Below are 14,470 nucleotides of genomic sequence, written 5' to 3'. Positions count from 1 at the left end.
GGCGGGAAACCGCGCCCATTGGGGTTATTGTACTTTTTCGATGAAAGCGTTGGCCGCAAGGTTGAAAACTAACGCCGACGCGACTGCGAGTGGAATTGCAAATGGCGCAACTTGTCCAAGCGCATTTTGCCACGCGGGCCAGAAGGGTGCGCCTTCGGGGATGTTTTGCAAAACCAAGATGGCCGGTAGGCACGTTATCATCACAATCATGATGCATAGCCCAACTATTGGTTGGCGGAAGCGAGCGGGAAGTTTTTCCATACTAAATCTCCAAGCTGTTGTTATTTTGATGCTCTATCTCTAATATTTCAAATATCGATGGTAAATATCCAAATAGGAAAAGTTAAATTGCAAAAATGAAATCATTAGACTTGAATGCGTTAAGTTGGTTTTGCGAGATGGTGGAGGCCGGCAGCCTCACTTCGGCGGCACAAAAACTCGGTGTGTCTGTTCCGACTTTGTCTCGCAATCTAGCGCAAATGGAAGATCGCGTGGGTCAGCAACTTCTGTTTCGCAGCGCAAAACGATTTCAACTTACGACCGCTGGTGAGCGCTATTACAATGCGCTAAGTGCTGGATTTTCACATCTGCATGAACAGATTTCGTTGTTAAGCGATGATGGCGAGCGGTTGCGCGGCTCGATCCGGGTTTCTTGCCCTGAATCAATGGCCATTGACTATTTGCACGGTTGGGTTGTTGATTTTTTGAAGCAGCATCCTGAAGTTGATATCAGTTTGAAGTTCGCCATCAATGATCAGCAATTCATCGATGATCAGCTTGATCTTTCACTTGTGGTTTTGCCGCCAACTCAGCCCGGGCTAGTTCAAAAGAAGATATTCGATACGGAGATGTGGGTTGCTGCAGCACCCGAGTATTTAGAAAAAGTGGGTCATCCGCAGCGCCCGCAAGATTTACCGGAATACGATTTGTTGACGTCGGACCCGATGAAGGGTTGGGCCTTTAAGACGCCCGATGGGCGATATGAACTCACCCCAACACCGCGCTATGTAATCAGTTCAATTCGTGGCGTCGTCGATGCGGCGATTAAAGGGCTCGGCATCGTCTATGGTCCACGCTTCTATATGCATCAGCCGGTTGAGGATGGGCGGTTGGTTCGGGTGCTGCCCGAATTCGAAACCGAAATGCGTCATGTCTATATGGTTTATGCGGATAAGAAACTGATGCCCACGCGCGTTCGGGCGTTCAAAGACTTCTTACTCGAGCGATTGGTGCATATAGGCGATGTGAAAAGCTGATTGTTGAAGAATGACCTTGCAGAAATGCGATGTAAGGCGTAATTGAACATTGTTCAGCAAGAGGTAAAAACATGGCACGACGGGCAGACCACACTCGCGAGGAGCTGGTAAAGTTGATCGTTGATACGGCGACAAGCATGATCGTCGAGCATGGTGTTGAGAAACTGTCGGCGCGATCGTTGTCCAAACAAATTGGCTATGCGCCAGGTACGTTGTACCACCACTTTGATGATCTTGATGCCATCGTCACCGCCGTCAATGTCGGAACGCTGAATGGATTGGCTGAAGCCTTTTTGAGTGCGCGTGAAGGGGAGGTGACAGGGGAGACGCTGCATCGGTATGCCGATGTGTTTTTGTCTTACGTGCGTGACAACAAACATCTTTGGAATGCGTTGTTTGAATTCAAGCGTGCGCCTGATGCAGCCGTACCTGAATGGTATGTGGGCAAAATTTCGGGACTTATCCAAATGCTCACCGAGTGCTTTATGGCTGAGCGTCCGGATTTGCCTGAAGTTGAAGCGCAAGAAGCCAGTCGTCTTCTGTTTGCCAGTGTGCACAGTGTTTCTTCATTGGAAAATTCGGGTCGTCTGCAGCTGATCATGAACAGAGATATTGATGAAATAGCGCACCAGCTGGTCTCAATTCATCTTGATTCATATCGAAACGCAAAAAAATAGAACTTTTTTCGATCTAACTAAATTCCTGTAAAATAACGGGAAAATGTAAATCACTAAGCTTGTCTGTGCGATTAAATTAAACACTGTTCAATTTTTCTATTGAACAGTGTTTAAAATAGTGTATCTTGTGAATTGTGAACGGTGTTCAAAATAAAGGAAAACGACATGGGTAACTTGTTTGGTACATTGCTAAAGAGTTTTAGCGCGAAAGCGGAAGATCAATTGACAGACAAATATGCTGTTGAATTGATTGAACAAAAAGTTCGTGAAGCGGAGGCCGGGCTCTCTGGTGCAAAGCGCACACTTGCATCATTGATTATCCGCAAGCGCGGTGAAGAGAAAATGCTTTCGACCTTGCAGAACCGAGCCAAGGATTTGGAGAAACGGGCAAGTGCGGCGCTTGAAGCGGGCAAAGAAGAATTGGCGATGGACGCTGCGGAAGCGATTGCTGAAATTGAAAACGAGGGCGCAGTGCGCCAAGCCACGCTGGATGAACTCGAGCATCGTGTTTCACGGACGCAGTCGTCGGTTGAAAAGGCACATCGTCGTATCGTCGATCTTAAGCAGGGATTGGTGACTGCAAGGGCGATTGATGCAGACAAGCGTGCTCAAAAGTCTTTGAACCGCAGCCTATCAAGCACCACCGCAATCAATGAGGCCGAGGCTCTAATTGCTCGTGTCACCAGTTCTGATGATCCATTGGAAGAATCTGAAGTGCTTGATCAAATTGATGCAGGTCTCACCAAATCAGATATTGGCGACCGGTTGGCGCAAGCGGGGTTTGGCGACAAGTCCAAAGTGGATGCAACGGACGTGTTAACTCGACTTAAACAGCAGGGAAAATAGTACTCTATTCGGAAGATATATTTCGAAGAAGAATATTTAAAAGGGAAAACAAAAATGCATAACGATGAAAATTCAATCTATATTCTTTTCAATGGTGCTGGCGTGCTAACGGCCTTGGGTTTGCTTGGCATCTCAATTTGGATTGTCGATGTTGACCTTGCCACCAAAGGCTACTGGGTCATGGGATTGGCCATGCTGATGATCTGTTTGGTGAACTTGGTAAAATACCGGTTTGATCAACGCAAGTCTGAAGAGATTTACGCAAAACTTGAAAGCGCTAAAAATGAAAAGCTGCTGAAAGAATATGCGGTTAGCGACGACCAAATCTAACAACTAGTGACCTCCAGAACACTTAGAAACCCTCGCTGAAAAGCGGGGGTTTTTCGTTTTTGGAGTGTTTCAGAAATAGCTGCAATTTGAATAATCATTCTAACTGGCCCTTATTTCGGGTTTGCTACAGTAATCCTTGAAAATTGTTCAAGGAGAAGCGACATGAGTGCGCTTTCAGGGGCTGGGCGCGGCGATAGTTATGCGCGAACAGACCCGATTGAAAAGAACTTAAGAGTGGAAGTGGCGAAAGCCAAACTTCAAGCGGTTGAAGCGGCGAACGAAGCCACCTTGACCGCGATCAACGAGGTTGTGCGTGAGTTGAACTTGCCCACACCTGAAGGCATGGGCTTGCTGGTTGATAAAGCGGTTTAAACTGGAGTTGACAAGGAGAAGTTGAAATGAGTGCAGTCGCAGGCGTTGGGTTGGCCCCAACATATGAACGACCTGATCCAATAAAACAGCATATGGAAGCAGCGCGCGAAGGCGAAAAGCGCGAAAAAGTCGAAGCTGCGGACAAAGAGAATATCCAAGTGATGCAAGAGCGTCGCGAACAGATCAAAGCGCCGGTCAATAAAGGCCAGGGCACGTTGGTCGACAAGGAAGCCTAGCTATCCTTTAACTTGTTTTATGTGGGTTACTTCCCCGTACCCATCATTTCCTCCTCAGCAATGGGGAGGTTTTTTTTGACAATCTCATAAGGCACAACCGATCGCTCGCAACGAATTGTTTTTAGTTGGAAGCTATCCGATTTGAGTAATTTGTAAGCAATGCCAAGCAATCAGCTGAGTTGTCGACAACGGTGTTACTCTCGAAACCAACTCGAGAAATGAGAGATAGTTGTTGTTTCACCCAATCACAATTGGAATCACTTTCTCCTAATGCAGTTGCAAGTATTCTTCTAGGGCCCTTGTGATTGCTTCGAGCCGACGGGCCGAGGATCTTTAGGTTTAAATCCATAAATCCGAAACCCACGAATATAAGTCTATCGGTTGACTGAATTGTTTGTTGAATACTCTCAAATGTTCCACCGTTTGGATCTACTCCTTCGGTAAAGACTCTAATCCCGGTGGAAAGCTCAGCGTAGCGACTGGAGTGAACCTTTTCTCCGAAACCAACTACTTGATTTGCAGAATCCTTGATTGCGCTGTTGTATGGTAAGATACCAACTTGCCCGTACGGATGAATAAACTCAATGTTCGAGATGAATTGGTGGGCGAACTCGCGATTTGCGGGGTAACAGTTCTTAAACGACTCAAACAAGTAGTGTTCAATGCAACGATCGTAGTTGAAGACGATAAATTTAATTTGCTTTGCTCGTTCTAGAAGTTCGTCTACGCTATACTTATAGAAAACTAGCTGCCAGAGTTTCCTATACCAATTGTTGCCTGCGGCATTGAAATCCAAGCGATTATAGATATTGCCAGGGGGGATTCTGAGAGTGCTTTTATTCTCGGCACGCAGGATGCAATAAGTGATTGCAACCTTTCCGAGCTTAACCATGGCCCGATTGTTGCTATTCACATGAAGAATCCTGTCAATTGATTCCCCTTGATCGAGCGAATGTGCCAGTTCTATACTTGCGTTCTCTAATTCACTGCCGCTGAAGTCCCCCCTGAGTGGATTTAGCGCATGGGAAAAGTCTTGGTCAACGAGGCTGTATTGCTTGGTTAGGTTGAAATCCCTATGAGTAAGAAAAAGTGATTGTATAAGTCCTGCTAAATCGGGACCCAGCGGAAAACCTGCCGACTTACTGGCTCCCGCGCCGATAACAAAACACATTCTCTCTTCTGTCATAGTCGTCCACGCAAGTGCTGCCGATTCCCTAACCAATTATGCCTGATTTTACACAATCTCATAAGGCACAACTGATCGCTCGTCGGGCGAGATGGAAATCTCGGCGGCAATGGGTGGTACAGAGCGTTGAGTGCAATTGCGGCGCTCGCAGATGCGGCATGAAATGCCAATTGGATCGAACGCGGCTGTTTCTGAGATATCAAGGTCCTCGGAATAGATCAGCTTGTGGGCGTGGTCGATTTCGCAGCCCAATGCATATGCATATCGACGTGTTGGTTGGCGGAAGCCGCCGGCGCGTTTTTCATTGATCCAAGCAAGGCATAAATAGCGTTTGCCGTCAGGTGTTTCGGCGCGTTGGCGAATGATTTCGTTTGGAAATTCGAATGCACGGTGCACATTCCACAAAGGACATGCGCCACCAAAACGGGCGAATTGCAGGGCAGTTGCTGAGTGGCGTTTGGTGATGGTGCCCGCTTGATCTACGCGTGCGAAGAAAAACGGGATGCCGCGATGTTGCGGACGTTGTAGGGTCGAAAGGCGATGGGCCACTTGCTCTAGGCTTGCACCAAAGCGGTTGCCTAATACTTCAATATCGTATCGAACGATCTCTGCCTCTTTCAAGAATGCTGCATAGGGCATCAGCAAAGCGCCAGCGAAATAATTGCCCAAGCCAATCCGGCAAATGGCGCGCGCCTCTTTTTGTTTGAAATTGGCGCGTTCGAGGATGTCGTTAATGAGCGAAACTTGCTCCAGCAGCGCCAGCTGATTGGCCAGTTGGAAGAATTGTGTGGGCTTTTCAAGTGATGCGTTTATGCGAATGATGCGGCGGGTTCTGTCAAATTGGCGGATCATGTCGCGTTTGTTGGGCAGCACAAATTCAACGTTTAGTTCATGCACTTCAGCGCAATAAGCGACCAGACGCTCAAGCTTGTGGTGGTCGGTGAGGGCGGCTTCTTTCGCCAACTCTTCGGCGGCGCGGTCCAATTCATCGATGTAATTGTCTGCGTAGTGGAAGAAGTCGCGCACCTCTTCGTATGAGGTTTGTAAATTCCCCGCTTGCTCGCGCATCAGTACGTCATCAACACCCGCCATGCGCTCATTTGATTTTCGGTAGGCTTCGTAAAGCCGCAAAAAGGCGTGAGCGGCGTCTGGTGTGTTGGTGGCAAGGTTTTTCAACTCCTGCAGTCCCGGCGGCGCATCGGCAAATATCGGATCGGCGAATATCTCTTTGAGATCGATGATCAGCCGATCTGACTTGTCAGCCAGGAGCGTGGTGACATCTACATTGAAGGTTTCTGCTAAGCTGAGCATGATTGAGGCGGTCACCGGGCGCTGGTTGTTTTCCAACTGGTTCACATAGCTTGTGGAGATATCAAGCCGGCTTGCGAATTCAGCCTGCGTAAGTTTGTTGCTTTCACGCAAAGCGCGTAGTTTCACGCCTGCAAAGATCTTACGTTGTGCCATTTTTATACCTCACGCGCCGTATCGGCTTTTTCATGTCGGGCTAAAACCGCTCTATGTAAAAGCCTGGCCTCCGGCGGGGCGCGCGAAAAGTTGCGCGGGGTCCTCGTTCTACTCGTCCAGCTTTTGTCATTGCACTAGCTCCCAATCTTGGGGGTGCGAAACCAGAAGGTTTCGGGCTGGCCGCCCAAGATGTAGCTAGGTGCTAGGAGCCAAAGGTTTATTCTCCCTTTAACTCCACAATTTACCCATAATTTCACAAAATTCACAAATTTACAATTTGCAATGTGAAAGAAGTGTTCTTGTACACCTTTTCAACCCTTCGCAGGTTGCGCATTTGAAGCTAGGCTTGCCGCAACAAATCAGACAAAAACGCGGGGCACCTGATGCAAGACATTATTGAGCAGCTGGAAGAAAAGCGTGGCGAAGCCCGGTTGGGCGGCGGTCAACGACGGATTGATACGCAGCACGGTAAAGGCAAACTCACCGCGCGTGAGCGCTTGGATGTGTTGCTCGACCCGGGTAGCTTTGAAGAATATGACATGTTTGTCACCCATCGCTGTACCGATTTTGGCATGGAAGAAAACATCATTCCTGGCGACGGTGTGGTTACTGGTTGGGGCACGATCAATGGCCGTATGGTCTATGTGTTTTCGCAGGACTTCACCGTTTTTGGTGGTTCCCTTTCAGAAACTCATGCGCAAAAGATTTGCAAGATCATGGATTTGGCGGTGCAAAATGGCGCGCCAGTGATCGGACTGAACGATAGTGGCGGCGCGCGTATTCAAGAAGGTGTTGCTTCACTTGGTGGGTATGCGGACGTGTTCTTGCGCAATGTGATGGCATCGGGCGCGGTGCCGCAAATCTCCGTTATTATGGGCCCATGTGCTGGCGGCGCGGTGTATTCACCAGCCATGACCGACTTCATCTATATGGTGAAAGACACAAGCTATATGTTTGTGACAGGGCCTGACGTGGTGAAAACCGTGACCAACGAAACAGTGACCCAAGAAGAATTGGGCGGCGCATCGACCCATTGTAAAATTTCTTCTGTGGCGGACGCATCATTTGACAATGATGTTGAAACTTTGCTCGAAGTGCGCCGCTTGTTCAACTTCTTGCCACTCAGTGCAAATGAAAAGGCTCCAAAAGTGGACGTCAACGATGTGGTTGATCGTCCTGATATGAGCCTTGATACGATCATCCCGGACAGCGCCAACAAGCCGTATGATATGAAAGAGGTGATCTTAAAAATCGCAGACGAGGGCGATTTTTTGGAGCTCCAGGCCGAACATGCGGCAAATATTATCACAGGTTTTGTGCGGCTAAATGGTCAGACCGTGGGGGTTGTGGCCAACCAGCCAATGGTGCTGGCCGGGTGTTTGGACATTAACTCATCTAAAAAGGCAGCACGCTTTGTGCGCTTCTGCGATAGTTTTAATATTCCAATCTTGACCCTTGTTGACGTACCCGGCTTCCTCCCCGGGACAGCGCAGGAGTATGGCGGCATCATCAAACATGGCGCCAAACTCCTGTTCGCTTACGCTGAAGCAACAGTGCCAAAAGTAACCGTGATCACCCGAAAAGCCTATGGCGGCGCATATGACGTTATGGCCTCCAAGCACATCCGTGCAGACGTCAATTATGCGTGGCCATCGGCTGAAATTGCGGTGATGGGCGCAAAAGGCGCAACCGAGATTTTGTATCGCTCTGAATTGGGCGATGCGGACAAAATCGCCAAACGCACTAAGGATTATGAAGACCGGTTCGCCAATCCGTTTGTGGCTGCTGAGCGCGGCTTCATCGATGATGTGATCATGCCACACAATACGCGCCGTCGGGTCGCTCGGGCATTTGAAACGCTGAAGAACAAGCAGCAATCTATGCCGAACAAAAAGCACGACAACATTCCGTTGTAGGGGGAACAACAAATGACTGATCCGCTATTTCATATGATTTCAGATGGTCCGCGGCCGGTGGCGCCATTTTCTCATGCAACCGAAGCGAATGGGTGGGTGTTCGTCACTGGGCAAATGCCGACATATCCGGACGCACCAGACGCGCCATTGCCTGAAGGTATTGAGGCGCAGACCATTCGCGTGATGGAGAACCTCAAGATTGTGTTGGCGGGCATTGATTTGGATTTGAGCCACGTGATGATGGCGCGGTGTTACCTCACGGATTTCTATCGTGACTATGCGCAGTTCAACGAAACCTATCAGTCGTTTTTCCCTGAAGATCGACGCCCTGCACGTACCACCATCGGGGTGACCGGGTTGGCGCTCGAAGCGCTCGTTGAAATTGATTTTGTGTGCCGACGGCCTGAGTAGCGGTGAGCTTATTGTTTGTGTACCGATCCCGGATCAGGTCCGGGATGGTGCGGAGCAAGCAGTTCACCTGAAAAAGACAAGACAAACTTGACGCGGAAGTAACAACCCGCACCGCCCCGGCCTTGAGCCGGGGTCAAAAAACAGTGCTGGTTTGGAACCATTCCCCGGGTCAGTCAAAATGAAGTTTGCGCAAAGCGCAAAGATGGAGAAACAAACAAATGTTCTCAAAAATCCTAATCGCAAACCGGGGCGAAATTGCTTGCCGGGTGATTAAAACAGCCAAGAAGATGGGCATCAAAACGGTTGCTGTTTTTTCCGATGCTGACCGCGAAGCGCTGCATGTGGAAATGGCTGACGAGGCTGTGCACATTGGCGGGTCACCTGCTGCAGAAAGTTATTTGCTTGGTGATCGGATCATCCAAGCGTGTAAAGATACTGGCGCAGAAGCAGTGCATCCGGGTTATGGGTTTTTGAGCGAAAACGCTGCGTTTTGCGATCAACTTGAAAAAGCCGGCATTACCTTTATCGGCCCACCACCAAAAGCCATAGAGGCGATGGGCGACAAGATCACTTCGAAAAAGATCGCTGCAGAAGCTGATGTGTCCACCGTGCCCGGCTATATGGGGCTGATCGAAGACGCAGAAGATGCGGTGAAGATTTCCAACCAAGTTGGTTACCCGGTGATGATTAAAGCCTCTGCTGGCGGCGGTGGTAAGGGCATGCGGATAGCTTGGAATGATGATGAAGCGCGCGAAGGTTTTGAACGGTCAAAGTCAGAAGCCGCATCAAGCTTTGGCGATGATCGGATTTTCATTGAAAAGTTTGTTACTGACCCGCGTCACATCGAAATTCAGGTGCTTGCGGATAAGCACGGCAACTGCATTTATTTGGGCGAGCGCGAATGTTCCATTCAGCGCCGCAACCAAAAAGTAATTGAAGAAGCACCTTCACCATTTTTGGATGAAGAGACCCGCAAAAAGATGGGCGAACAGTCTTGTGCGTTGGCGCAGGCAGTGGGCTATTCAAGCGCTGGTACGGTGGAATTCATCGTGGATGGCGACAGAAATTTCTATTTCCTTGAGATGAATACAAGGCTGCAGGTGGAACATCCTGTAACCGAGTTGATCACAGGGATTGACCTTGTGGAGCAAATGCTCCGCGTAGCGGCGGGCGAAAAGCTTGCAATCGGCCAAAATGAGGTCACGCTCAATGGGTGGGCAATTGAGTCCCGGCTTTATGCTGAGGATCCCTATCGCAATTTCCTTCCCTCCATTGGCCGTTTGACACGTTATCGTCCGCCGTCTGAGTTTGCTAGCGAAAGCCTGGTGGTGCGCAATGATACTGGTGTGTTTGAAGGGGGAGAAATCTCAACCTTTTACGATCCGATGATTGCAAAGCTCTGCACTTGGGCGCCAGATCGTGAAACGGCGATTGAAGCCATGTCCAATGCGTTGGATGGTTTTGAACTTGAAGGCATTGGCCACAATATTCCGTTCCTTGCCGCGGTGATGGAGCAGGACCGATTCAAAGAGGGGCGTTTGACCACGGGCTATATTGCCGAAGAATTCCCCGAAGGATTTGATGGCGTTGAATTGCCCAAGGCGTCGCTCAAATTGCTTGCCGGTTTGGCCGCACACATGGCGCACCGTATTGAGGGGCGTCGCTTTTCTGAAGCGTCAACGCTCGACCTTGCGCAAAATGGCAATGATCGCAGCGTGATTATCGGTGAAGATCGTTTTGATTTCTCCGTGCAAAAAGAAGCGGTGATTTGGAAAGATCGCGAAGACAATTTTGAAACGCTGATCCGGATCGAAACAGATTGGGCGCCGGGCAAAACCTTGGCCAAGGGCCGGGTAGGCGATCTCAAGAACATGGTGGTGCAGGTCACGCGCACATCTTATGGCTTCAAGATGCGCTATCGCGGTGCCGACTTGAAGGTGCATGTGTTGCTGCCGCGGATTGCAGATTTGATGGAGCATATGCCGATCAAATTGCCACCTGATATGTCCAAATATTTGTTGTGCCCAATGCCAGGGCAAGTGGTTCGCCTTGAAGTTGCAGAAGGCGACATTGTGGAAGACGGGCAAGCTTTGGCCATCGTTGAAGCCATGAAAATGGAAAATGTGCTGCGCGCCGAGAAAAAAGCGCGGGTGAAAAAGATCACCGCTGGCGTTGGTTCTGTTCTGGCCGTGGATGAAGTGATCATGGAGTTTGAAGACGAATGAGCATCAAATCCGACACATATGCCAAGTGGCAGGGCTTAGCCGAAGGTGAGTTGCGCGGCAAATCGCCGGCTGACCTTGAAACCCAATATGGCGAATTGGACGTAAAGCCTGTCTACTTTGCAGAAGACGCGCCTCAAAGCGCAGCAGCAGCGATGCCGGGCGAAGCACCATTTACCCGGGGCGTGCGTGCCACCATGTATGCAAACCGGCCTTGGACAATCCGGCAATATGCTGGCTTTTCGACCGCTACAGAGAGTAACAAATTCTATCGCCAAGCGCTGGAAAAGGGGCAAAAAGGACTGTCCGTTGCTTTCGATTTGGCGACGCACCGCGGTTACGACAGTGACCACGAACGGGTGGTTGGCGATGTGGGGAAAGCCGGGGTTGCGATCGACAGCGTTGAGGACATGAAGACCTTGTTTGGCGGTATTCCGCTCGATGAAATGTCCGTGTCGATGACCATGAATGGGGCGGTGATCCCTGTGCTTGCAATGTTCGTGGTGGCGGCAGAAGAGCAGGGCGTTGGCCAAGAAAAGCTCTCTGGCACCATTCAAAACGACATCCTAAAAGAATTTATGGTGCGCAACACCTTCATCTATCCGCCAGAGCCTTCTATGCGGATCATTGCGGATATTATTGCGCATACGGCTGAATTTATGCCGAAATTCAACTCCATTTCGATCTCTGGCTATCACATGCACGAGGCGGGTGCGACGGCTGTGCAAGAGCTTGCCTATACGCTTGCGGACGGTATTGAATATGTGCGGGCCGCGCAGAAAAAGGGTCTTGATATTGATGCTTTTGCGGGACGTTTGTCGTTCTTCTTTGGCATTGGCATGAACTTCTTTACCGAAGTGGCGAAATTGCGCGCTGCGCGGACACTATGGGCTGACATTATGAGGGATTTGGGGGCCAAGAACCCACGTTCGATGATGCTTAGAACCCACTGTCAAACGTCTGGTGTGTCGCTGACAGAACAGGACCCGTACAACAATGTTGTGCGTACCGCCTATGAAGCGATGGCCTCTGTTTTGGGTGGCACGCAGAGCTTGCACACCAACTCGTTCGACGAAGCAATTGCCCTCCCGACAGAGTTTTCATCTCGTATTGCGCGGAATACACAATTGATTTTGCAGCACGAAACACGCGTGACTGATGTGGTCGATCCTTTGGGTGGCTCCTATTATGTGGAAAGCCTAACCACCGATATGGTGGCCAAGGCTGGCGCAGTGATTAAAGACATCGAAGCGCAGGGCGGCATGACTAAGGCCGTGCAAGAAGGAACGCCAAAGCTTGAAATTGAACGCGCTGCGGCCATTCGCCAAACGCGGGTTGATAAGGGTGACGATGTGATTGTTGGTGTTAACCGTTATCGGTTGGACCAAGAAGACGATCTGGATATTCTAGATATCGACAACAAAGCTGTGCGGTTGGAGCAAATCGCTTCGATCAACAAAATCCGTGAAACTCGCGATCCAGCCAAATGGCGGGAAACGCTGGATAAATTGCGTGAAGTGGCACGTACGGGTGAAGGCAACCTGCTTGCTGCGGCCATTGATGCGGCGCGGGCGCGGGCCACACTTGGTGAAATCTCGGATGCGATGGAAGAAGTGTTTGACCGGCATAAGCCGTCAACCAAGGTGATTTCTGGCGTCTATGATCATCAATATGGTGACGATCCAGAATACAAAGCCATCCAATCTCGCATTGCAGATTTCAACGTTGAACAAACGCGCAAGCCCTCGATTTATATCGGTAAGATGGGGCAGGACGGTCACGACCGTGGCGCGAAAGTCATCGCCACCGCTTTCGCTGATATGGGCTTTGAGGTTCATATTGGTGATCTGTTTGAAACGCCAGCCGAGGTCGCCGACAAAGCAATTGAGCTAAAGGTTGATAGCATTGGCGCATCATCTTTGGCTGCCGGGCACAAGACGCTTATCCCTGAACTTATTGATATTTTGGCGAACAAGGGGACCGGACATATCTCAGTATTTGCTGGCGGCGTGATCCCCGAGCAAGACTATCAAGCACTGCGAGATGCCGGTGTAGCTGATATTTTTGGCCCCGGCACCAACGTGCTTGATGCTGCAAACGCTGTGATGAGCCGCATTGAGGGCAAGTTGAGGAATGAAGCATGATTGGTCGTCTGAACCATGTAGCCATCGCCGTGCCTGACCTTGATGCGGGCATCAGAAAATATCGTGACATGCTTGGTGCAGATGTTTCTGCGCCGCAGGATTTGCCCGAACACGGTGTTACGGTGGTTTTTGTACAGCTTGAGAACACAAAGATTGAACTTCTTCACCCTCTGGGCGAGGGGTCGCCCATCGCTGGTTTTCTGGAAAAAAATCCGTCCGGCGGCATCCATCACATGTGTTTTGAAGTTGAGGACATTCGCGCCGCAGCCAAAAAGCTTAGCGATGAGGGGGCACGCGTTTTGGGTGATGGCGAACCGAAAATTGGCGCGCATGGTTTGCCGGTGCTCTTTCTACATCCGAAAGACTTCGACGGCACGCTCATTGAGTTGGAAGAAGTGGCCGTTTAGCCTAAGAAGACTTTGTTTCTATGCCAATCAAGATAGCGTTGGCTTGGCCAATTGTTTGAATTTTCAGGCAAGAAAGTCAGGCGGGATGGGGCTAATTGTTCTGCAAACTGGGACACGTGGCTGAAATTGGTTGCAAATATGAGCTTAAAGTCTTTGTCAATCGAGAGCATGCCTCGATCAAATAACCAGTGTGCTGTGCGGCTCAACGCCAGGGCATTTTCGATGAAGTCCGGACCACCTTCAAGTACCGGTCTGATATGTGCAGCCTCGACTTCGATTTGACCACTTGGCGTTTCGTATTGTGTGCCTGTTATCGCGCAACAATTTCCATATGCTGCAAGTACGATATTTCGAAAGCTGTGGGATCTAACAATCGAATTTGAGGTCTTTTCGGACCTTTTTCTTTGTACGTCTAGTTGGAATTCGCTTTGCTTTTCTTCATAAAACCCGGCTTTTTTTGTTAATTCAAACGTCTGCGCATTCTCAGTTTCCCAATTGCTTGGAAAGCCTTCCCGAAGAATCTGATCAAAGTCGTCGCTGTTAATCTCTCGGACTGACCATCTAGCCCGTCCCTTGTTCAAGGTGCCATCTTCGTTGGTTAACCCAGATTCTTTGTAGATACCATCTTGTTTGAAAGGAACTGGGACGTCGAATGGGATGTAAGAACCGGATTCAATTAGTGCGATGTACATCCCTTCTTTGCGAACGTCTTCTTTTAGATCGCTAACCTTGGCGAATGCAAAATATACCGGGACACGATCGCGCTCTCTTGGCGCATAGTAGAGCACGTGGTTTCCCACGAACGCTTCCATTTTCTTTAGGTACATTTTGGGAAACTGGTACCGTGCAGCTGGAAAATCGTCGTATTTAGAATCTTCTCTGTAAACAAGAACGCCGTTGGCCATAAGTATCTCTACGCAAGTATTATGTTTAGCGTAGAGCAAAGTGTTTAAGTTATCTAGATTGCTGAGGGTTTTAACCACCAGAATAGCAAAAGCCTCGA

15 protein-coding genes are annotated in these 14,470 nt (G+C 49.5%); 11 read left to right on the top strand and 4 right to left on the bottom strand.

What is annotated here, in order from left to right:
- Positions 1 to 24: 24 nt before the first annotated feature.
- Positions 25 to 261, bottom strand: a complete 237-nt coding sequence (locus QQL65_RS00185; RefSeq protein WP_284360803.1) for a hypothetical protein — start codon at positions 259 to 261, stop codon at positions 25 to 27.
- Positions 262 to 356: 95 nt separating this feature from the next.
- Here QQL65_RS00185 and QQL65_RS00180 point away from each other — a divergent pair, with 95 nt between their 5' ends.
- The 6 genes from QQL65_RS00180 (at position 357) to QQL65_RS00155 (ending at position 3,717) form a co-directional block, all read left to right on the top strand.
- The gene (locus QQL65_RS00180) at positions 357 to 1,256 is read left to right on the top strand and encodes a LysR family transcriptional regulator (RefSeq protein ID WP_284360801.1); all 900 of its coding nucleotides are present in this window, start codon (positions 357 to 359) and stop codon (positions 1,254 to 1,256) included.
- Positions 1,257 to 1,327: 71 nt separating this feature from the next.
- Positions 1,328 to 1,933 carry a TetR/AcrR family transcriptional regulator gene (locus QQL65_RS00175; protein ID WP_284360799.1) on the top strand — a complete coding sequence of 202 codons (606 nt, stop codon included), beginning with the start codon at positions 1,328 to 1,330 and terminating at the stop codon, positions 1,931 to 1,933.
- Positions 1,934 to 2,098: 165 nt separating this feature from the next.
- Positions 2,099 to 2,779, top strand: coding sequence for a PspA/IM30 family protein (locus tag QQL65_RS00170; RefSeq protein WP_284360797.1), 681 nt, complete (start codon positions 2,099 to 2,101; stop codon positions 2,777 to 2,779).
- Between the two features lie 54 nt (positions 2,780 to 2,833).
- Entirely contained in the window at positions 2,834 to 3,109 is a 276-nt protein-coding gene (locus QQL65_RS00165; protein ID WP_284360796.1) for a YiaA/YiaB family inner membrane protein, read from the top strand.
- Positions 3,110 to 3,271: 162 nt separating this feature from the next.
- A complete protein-coding gene (locus QQL65_RS00160) occupies positions 3,272 to 3,481 on the top strand; it encodes a hypothetical protein (protein WP_284360794.1) in 210 nt (69 codons plus the stop codon).
- 26 nt (positions 3,482 to 3,507) lie between these two features.
- Positions 3,508 to 3,717, top strand: a complete 210-nt coding sequence (locus tag QQL65_RS00155) for a hypothetical protein (protein WP_284360791.1) — start codon at positions 3,508 to 3,510, stop codon at positions 3,715 to 3,717.
- A 121-nt stretch (positions 3,718 to 3,838) separates the two neighbouring features.
- On the opposite strand, the gene QQL65_RS00150 is transcribed toward QQL65_RS00155, so the two are convergent.
- The gene (locus tag QQL65_RS00150) at positions 3,839 to 4,903 is read right to left on the bottom strand and encodes a hypothetical protein (RefSeq protein WP_284360788.1); all 1,065 of its coding nucleotides are present in this window, start codon (positions 4,901 to 4,903) and stop codon (positions 3,839 to 3,841) included.
- A gap of 48 nt (positions 4,904 to 4,951) precedes the next feature.
- Positions 4,952 to 6,367, bottom strand: coding sequence for a helix-turn-helix domain-containing protein (locus QQL65_RS00145; protein WP_284360786.1), 1,416 nt, complete (start codon positions 6,365 to 6,367; stop codon positions 4,952 to 4,954).
- A gap of 383 nt (positions 6,368 to 6,750) precedes the next feature.
- Between QQL65_RS00145 and QQL65_RS00140 the strand changes: the two genes are divergently transcribed.
- The 5 genes from QQL65_RS00140 to mce all read left to right on the top strand — a co-directional run bounded on the left by QQL65_RS00140 (position 6,751) and on the right by mce (position 13,467).
- Positions 6,751 to 8,283 (top strand): acyl-CoA carboxylase subunit beta, encoded by a 1,533-nt coding sequence (locus tag QQL65_RS00140; protein ID WP_284360784.1) that lies wholly within the window; start codon positions 6,751 to 6,753, stop codon positions 8,281 to 8,283.
- 12 nt (positions 8,284 to 8,295) lie between these two features.
- Positions 8,296 to 8,694 carry a RidA family protein gene (locus tag QQL65_RS00135; protein WP_284360782.1) on the top strand — a complete coding sequence of 133 codons (399 nt, stop codon included), beginning with the start codon at positions 8,296 to 8,298 and terminating at the stop codon, positions 8,692 to 8,694.
- Between the two features lie 218 nt (positions 8,695 to 8,912).
- Positions 8,913 to 10,919 (top strand): acetyl-CoA carboxylase biotin carboxylase subunit, encoded by a 2,007-nt coding sequence (locus tag QQL65_RS00130; RefSeq protein ID WP_284360779.1) that lies wholly within the window; start codon positions 8,913 to 8,915, stop codon positions 10,917 to 10,919.
- Positions 10,916 to 13,060 carry a methylmalonyl-CoA mutase gene (gene scpA, locus QQL65_RS00125; RefSeq protein WP_284360777.1) on the top strand — a complete coding sequence of 715 codons (2,145 nt, stop codon included), beginning with the start codon at positions 10,916 to 10,918 and terminating at the stop codon, positions 13,058 to 13,060. The genes QQL65_RS00130 and scpA overlap by 4 nt, the downstream gene beginning before the upstream one ends.
- Entirely contained in the window at positions 13,057 to 13,467 is a 411-nt protein-coding gene (gene mce / locus QQL65_RS00120; RefSeq protein ID WP_284360775.1) for a methylmalonyl-CoA epimerase, read from the top strand. The genes scpA and mce overlap by 4 nt, the downstream gene beginning before the upstream one ends.
- On the opposite strand, the gene QQL65_RS00115 is transcribed toward mce, so the two are convergent.
- Positions 13,464 to 14,372 (bottom strand): HNH endonuclease, encoded by a 909-nt coding sequence (locus QQL65_RS00115; protein WP_284360772.1) that lies wholly within the window; start codon positions 14,370 to 14,372, stop codon positions 13,464 to 13,466. The genes mce and QQL65_RS00115 overlap by 4 nt on opposite strands.
- Positions 14,373 to 14,470: the final 98 nt, after the last annotated feature.

The organism is Maritalea porphyrae, from assembly GCF_030159895.1.
In the GTDB taxonomy this organism is placed as follows: domain Bacteria; phylum Pseudomonadota; class Alphaproteobacteria; order Rhizobiales; family Devosiaceae; genus Maritalea; species Maritalea porphyrae.
Note: the sequence above shows the minus strand (reverse complement) of the source record. Positions and strands in the feature narration are given on the sequence as shown.

What these genes read in the sequence shown, in the direction of transcription:
- QQL65_RS00115 (WP_284360772.1), bottom strand. Translation starts at nt 14,372, where the DNA reads ATGGCCAACGGCGTTCTTGTTTACAGAGAAGATTCTAAATACGACGAT.
- mce (WP_284360775.1), top strand. Translation starts at nt 13,057, where the DNA reads ATGATTGGTCGTCTGAACCATGTAGCCATCGCCGTGCCTGACCTTGAT.
- QQL65_RS00170 (WP_284360797.1), top strand. Translation starts at nt 2,099, where the DNA reads ATGGGTAACTTGTTTGGTACATTGCTAAAGAGTTTTAGCGCGAAAGCG.
- QQL65_RS00185 (WP_284360803.1), bottom strand. Translation starts at nt 261, where the DNA reads ATGGAAAAACTTCCCGCTCGCTTCCGCCAACCAATAGTTGGGCTATGC.
- QQL65_RS00145 (WP_284360786.1), bottom strand. Translation starts at nt 6,367, where the DNA reads ATGGCACAACGTAAGATCTTTGCAGGCGTGAAACTACGCGCTTTGCGT.
- QQL65_RS00155 (WP_284360791.1), top strand. Translation starts at nt 3,508, where the DNA reads ATGAGTGCAGTCGCAGGCGTTGGGTTGGCCCCAACATATGAACGACCT.
- QQL65_RS00160 (WP_284360794.1), top strand. Translation starts at nt 3,272, where the DNA reads ATGAGTGCGCTTTCAGGGGCTGGGCGCGGCGATAGTTATGCGCGAACA.
- QQL65_RS00135 (WP_284360782.1), top strand. Translation starts at nt 8,296, where the DNA reads ATGACTGATCCGCTATTTCATATGATTTCAGATGGTCCGCGGCCGGTG.
- QQL65_RS00150 (WP_284360788.1), bottom strand. Translation starts at nt 4,903, where the DNA reads ATGACAGAAGAGAGAATGTGTTTTGTTATCGGCGCGGGAGCCAGTAAG.
- QQL65_RS00180 (WP_284360801.1), top strand. Translation starts at nt 357, where the DNA reads ATGAAATCATTAGACTTGAATGCGTTAAGTTGGTTTTGCGAGATGGTG.
- QQL65_RS00165 (WP_284360796.1), top strand. Translation starts at nt 2,834, where the DNA reads ATGCATAACGATGAAAATTCAATCTATATTCTTTTCAATGGTGCTGGC.
- scpA (WP_284360777.1), top strand. Translation starts at nt 10,916, where the DNA reads ATGAGCATCAAATCCGACACATATGCCAAGTGGCAGGGCTTAGCCGAA.
- QQL65_RS00130 (WP_284360779.1), top strand. Translation starts at nt 8,913, where the DNA reads ATGTTCTCAAAAATCCTAATCGCAAACCGGGGCGAAATTGCTTGCCGG.
- QQL65_RS00140 (WP_284360784.1), top strand. Translation starts at nt 6,751, where the DNA reads ATGCAAGACATTATTGAGCAGCTGGAAGAAAAGCGTGGCGAAGCCCGG.
- QQL65_RS00175 (WP_284360799.1), top strand. Translation starts at nt 1,328, where the DNA reads ATGGCACGACGGGCAGACCACACTCGCGAGGAGCTGGTAAAGTTGATC.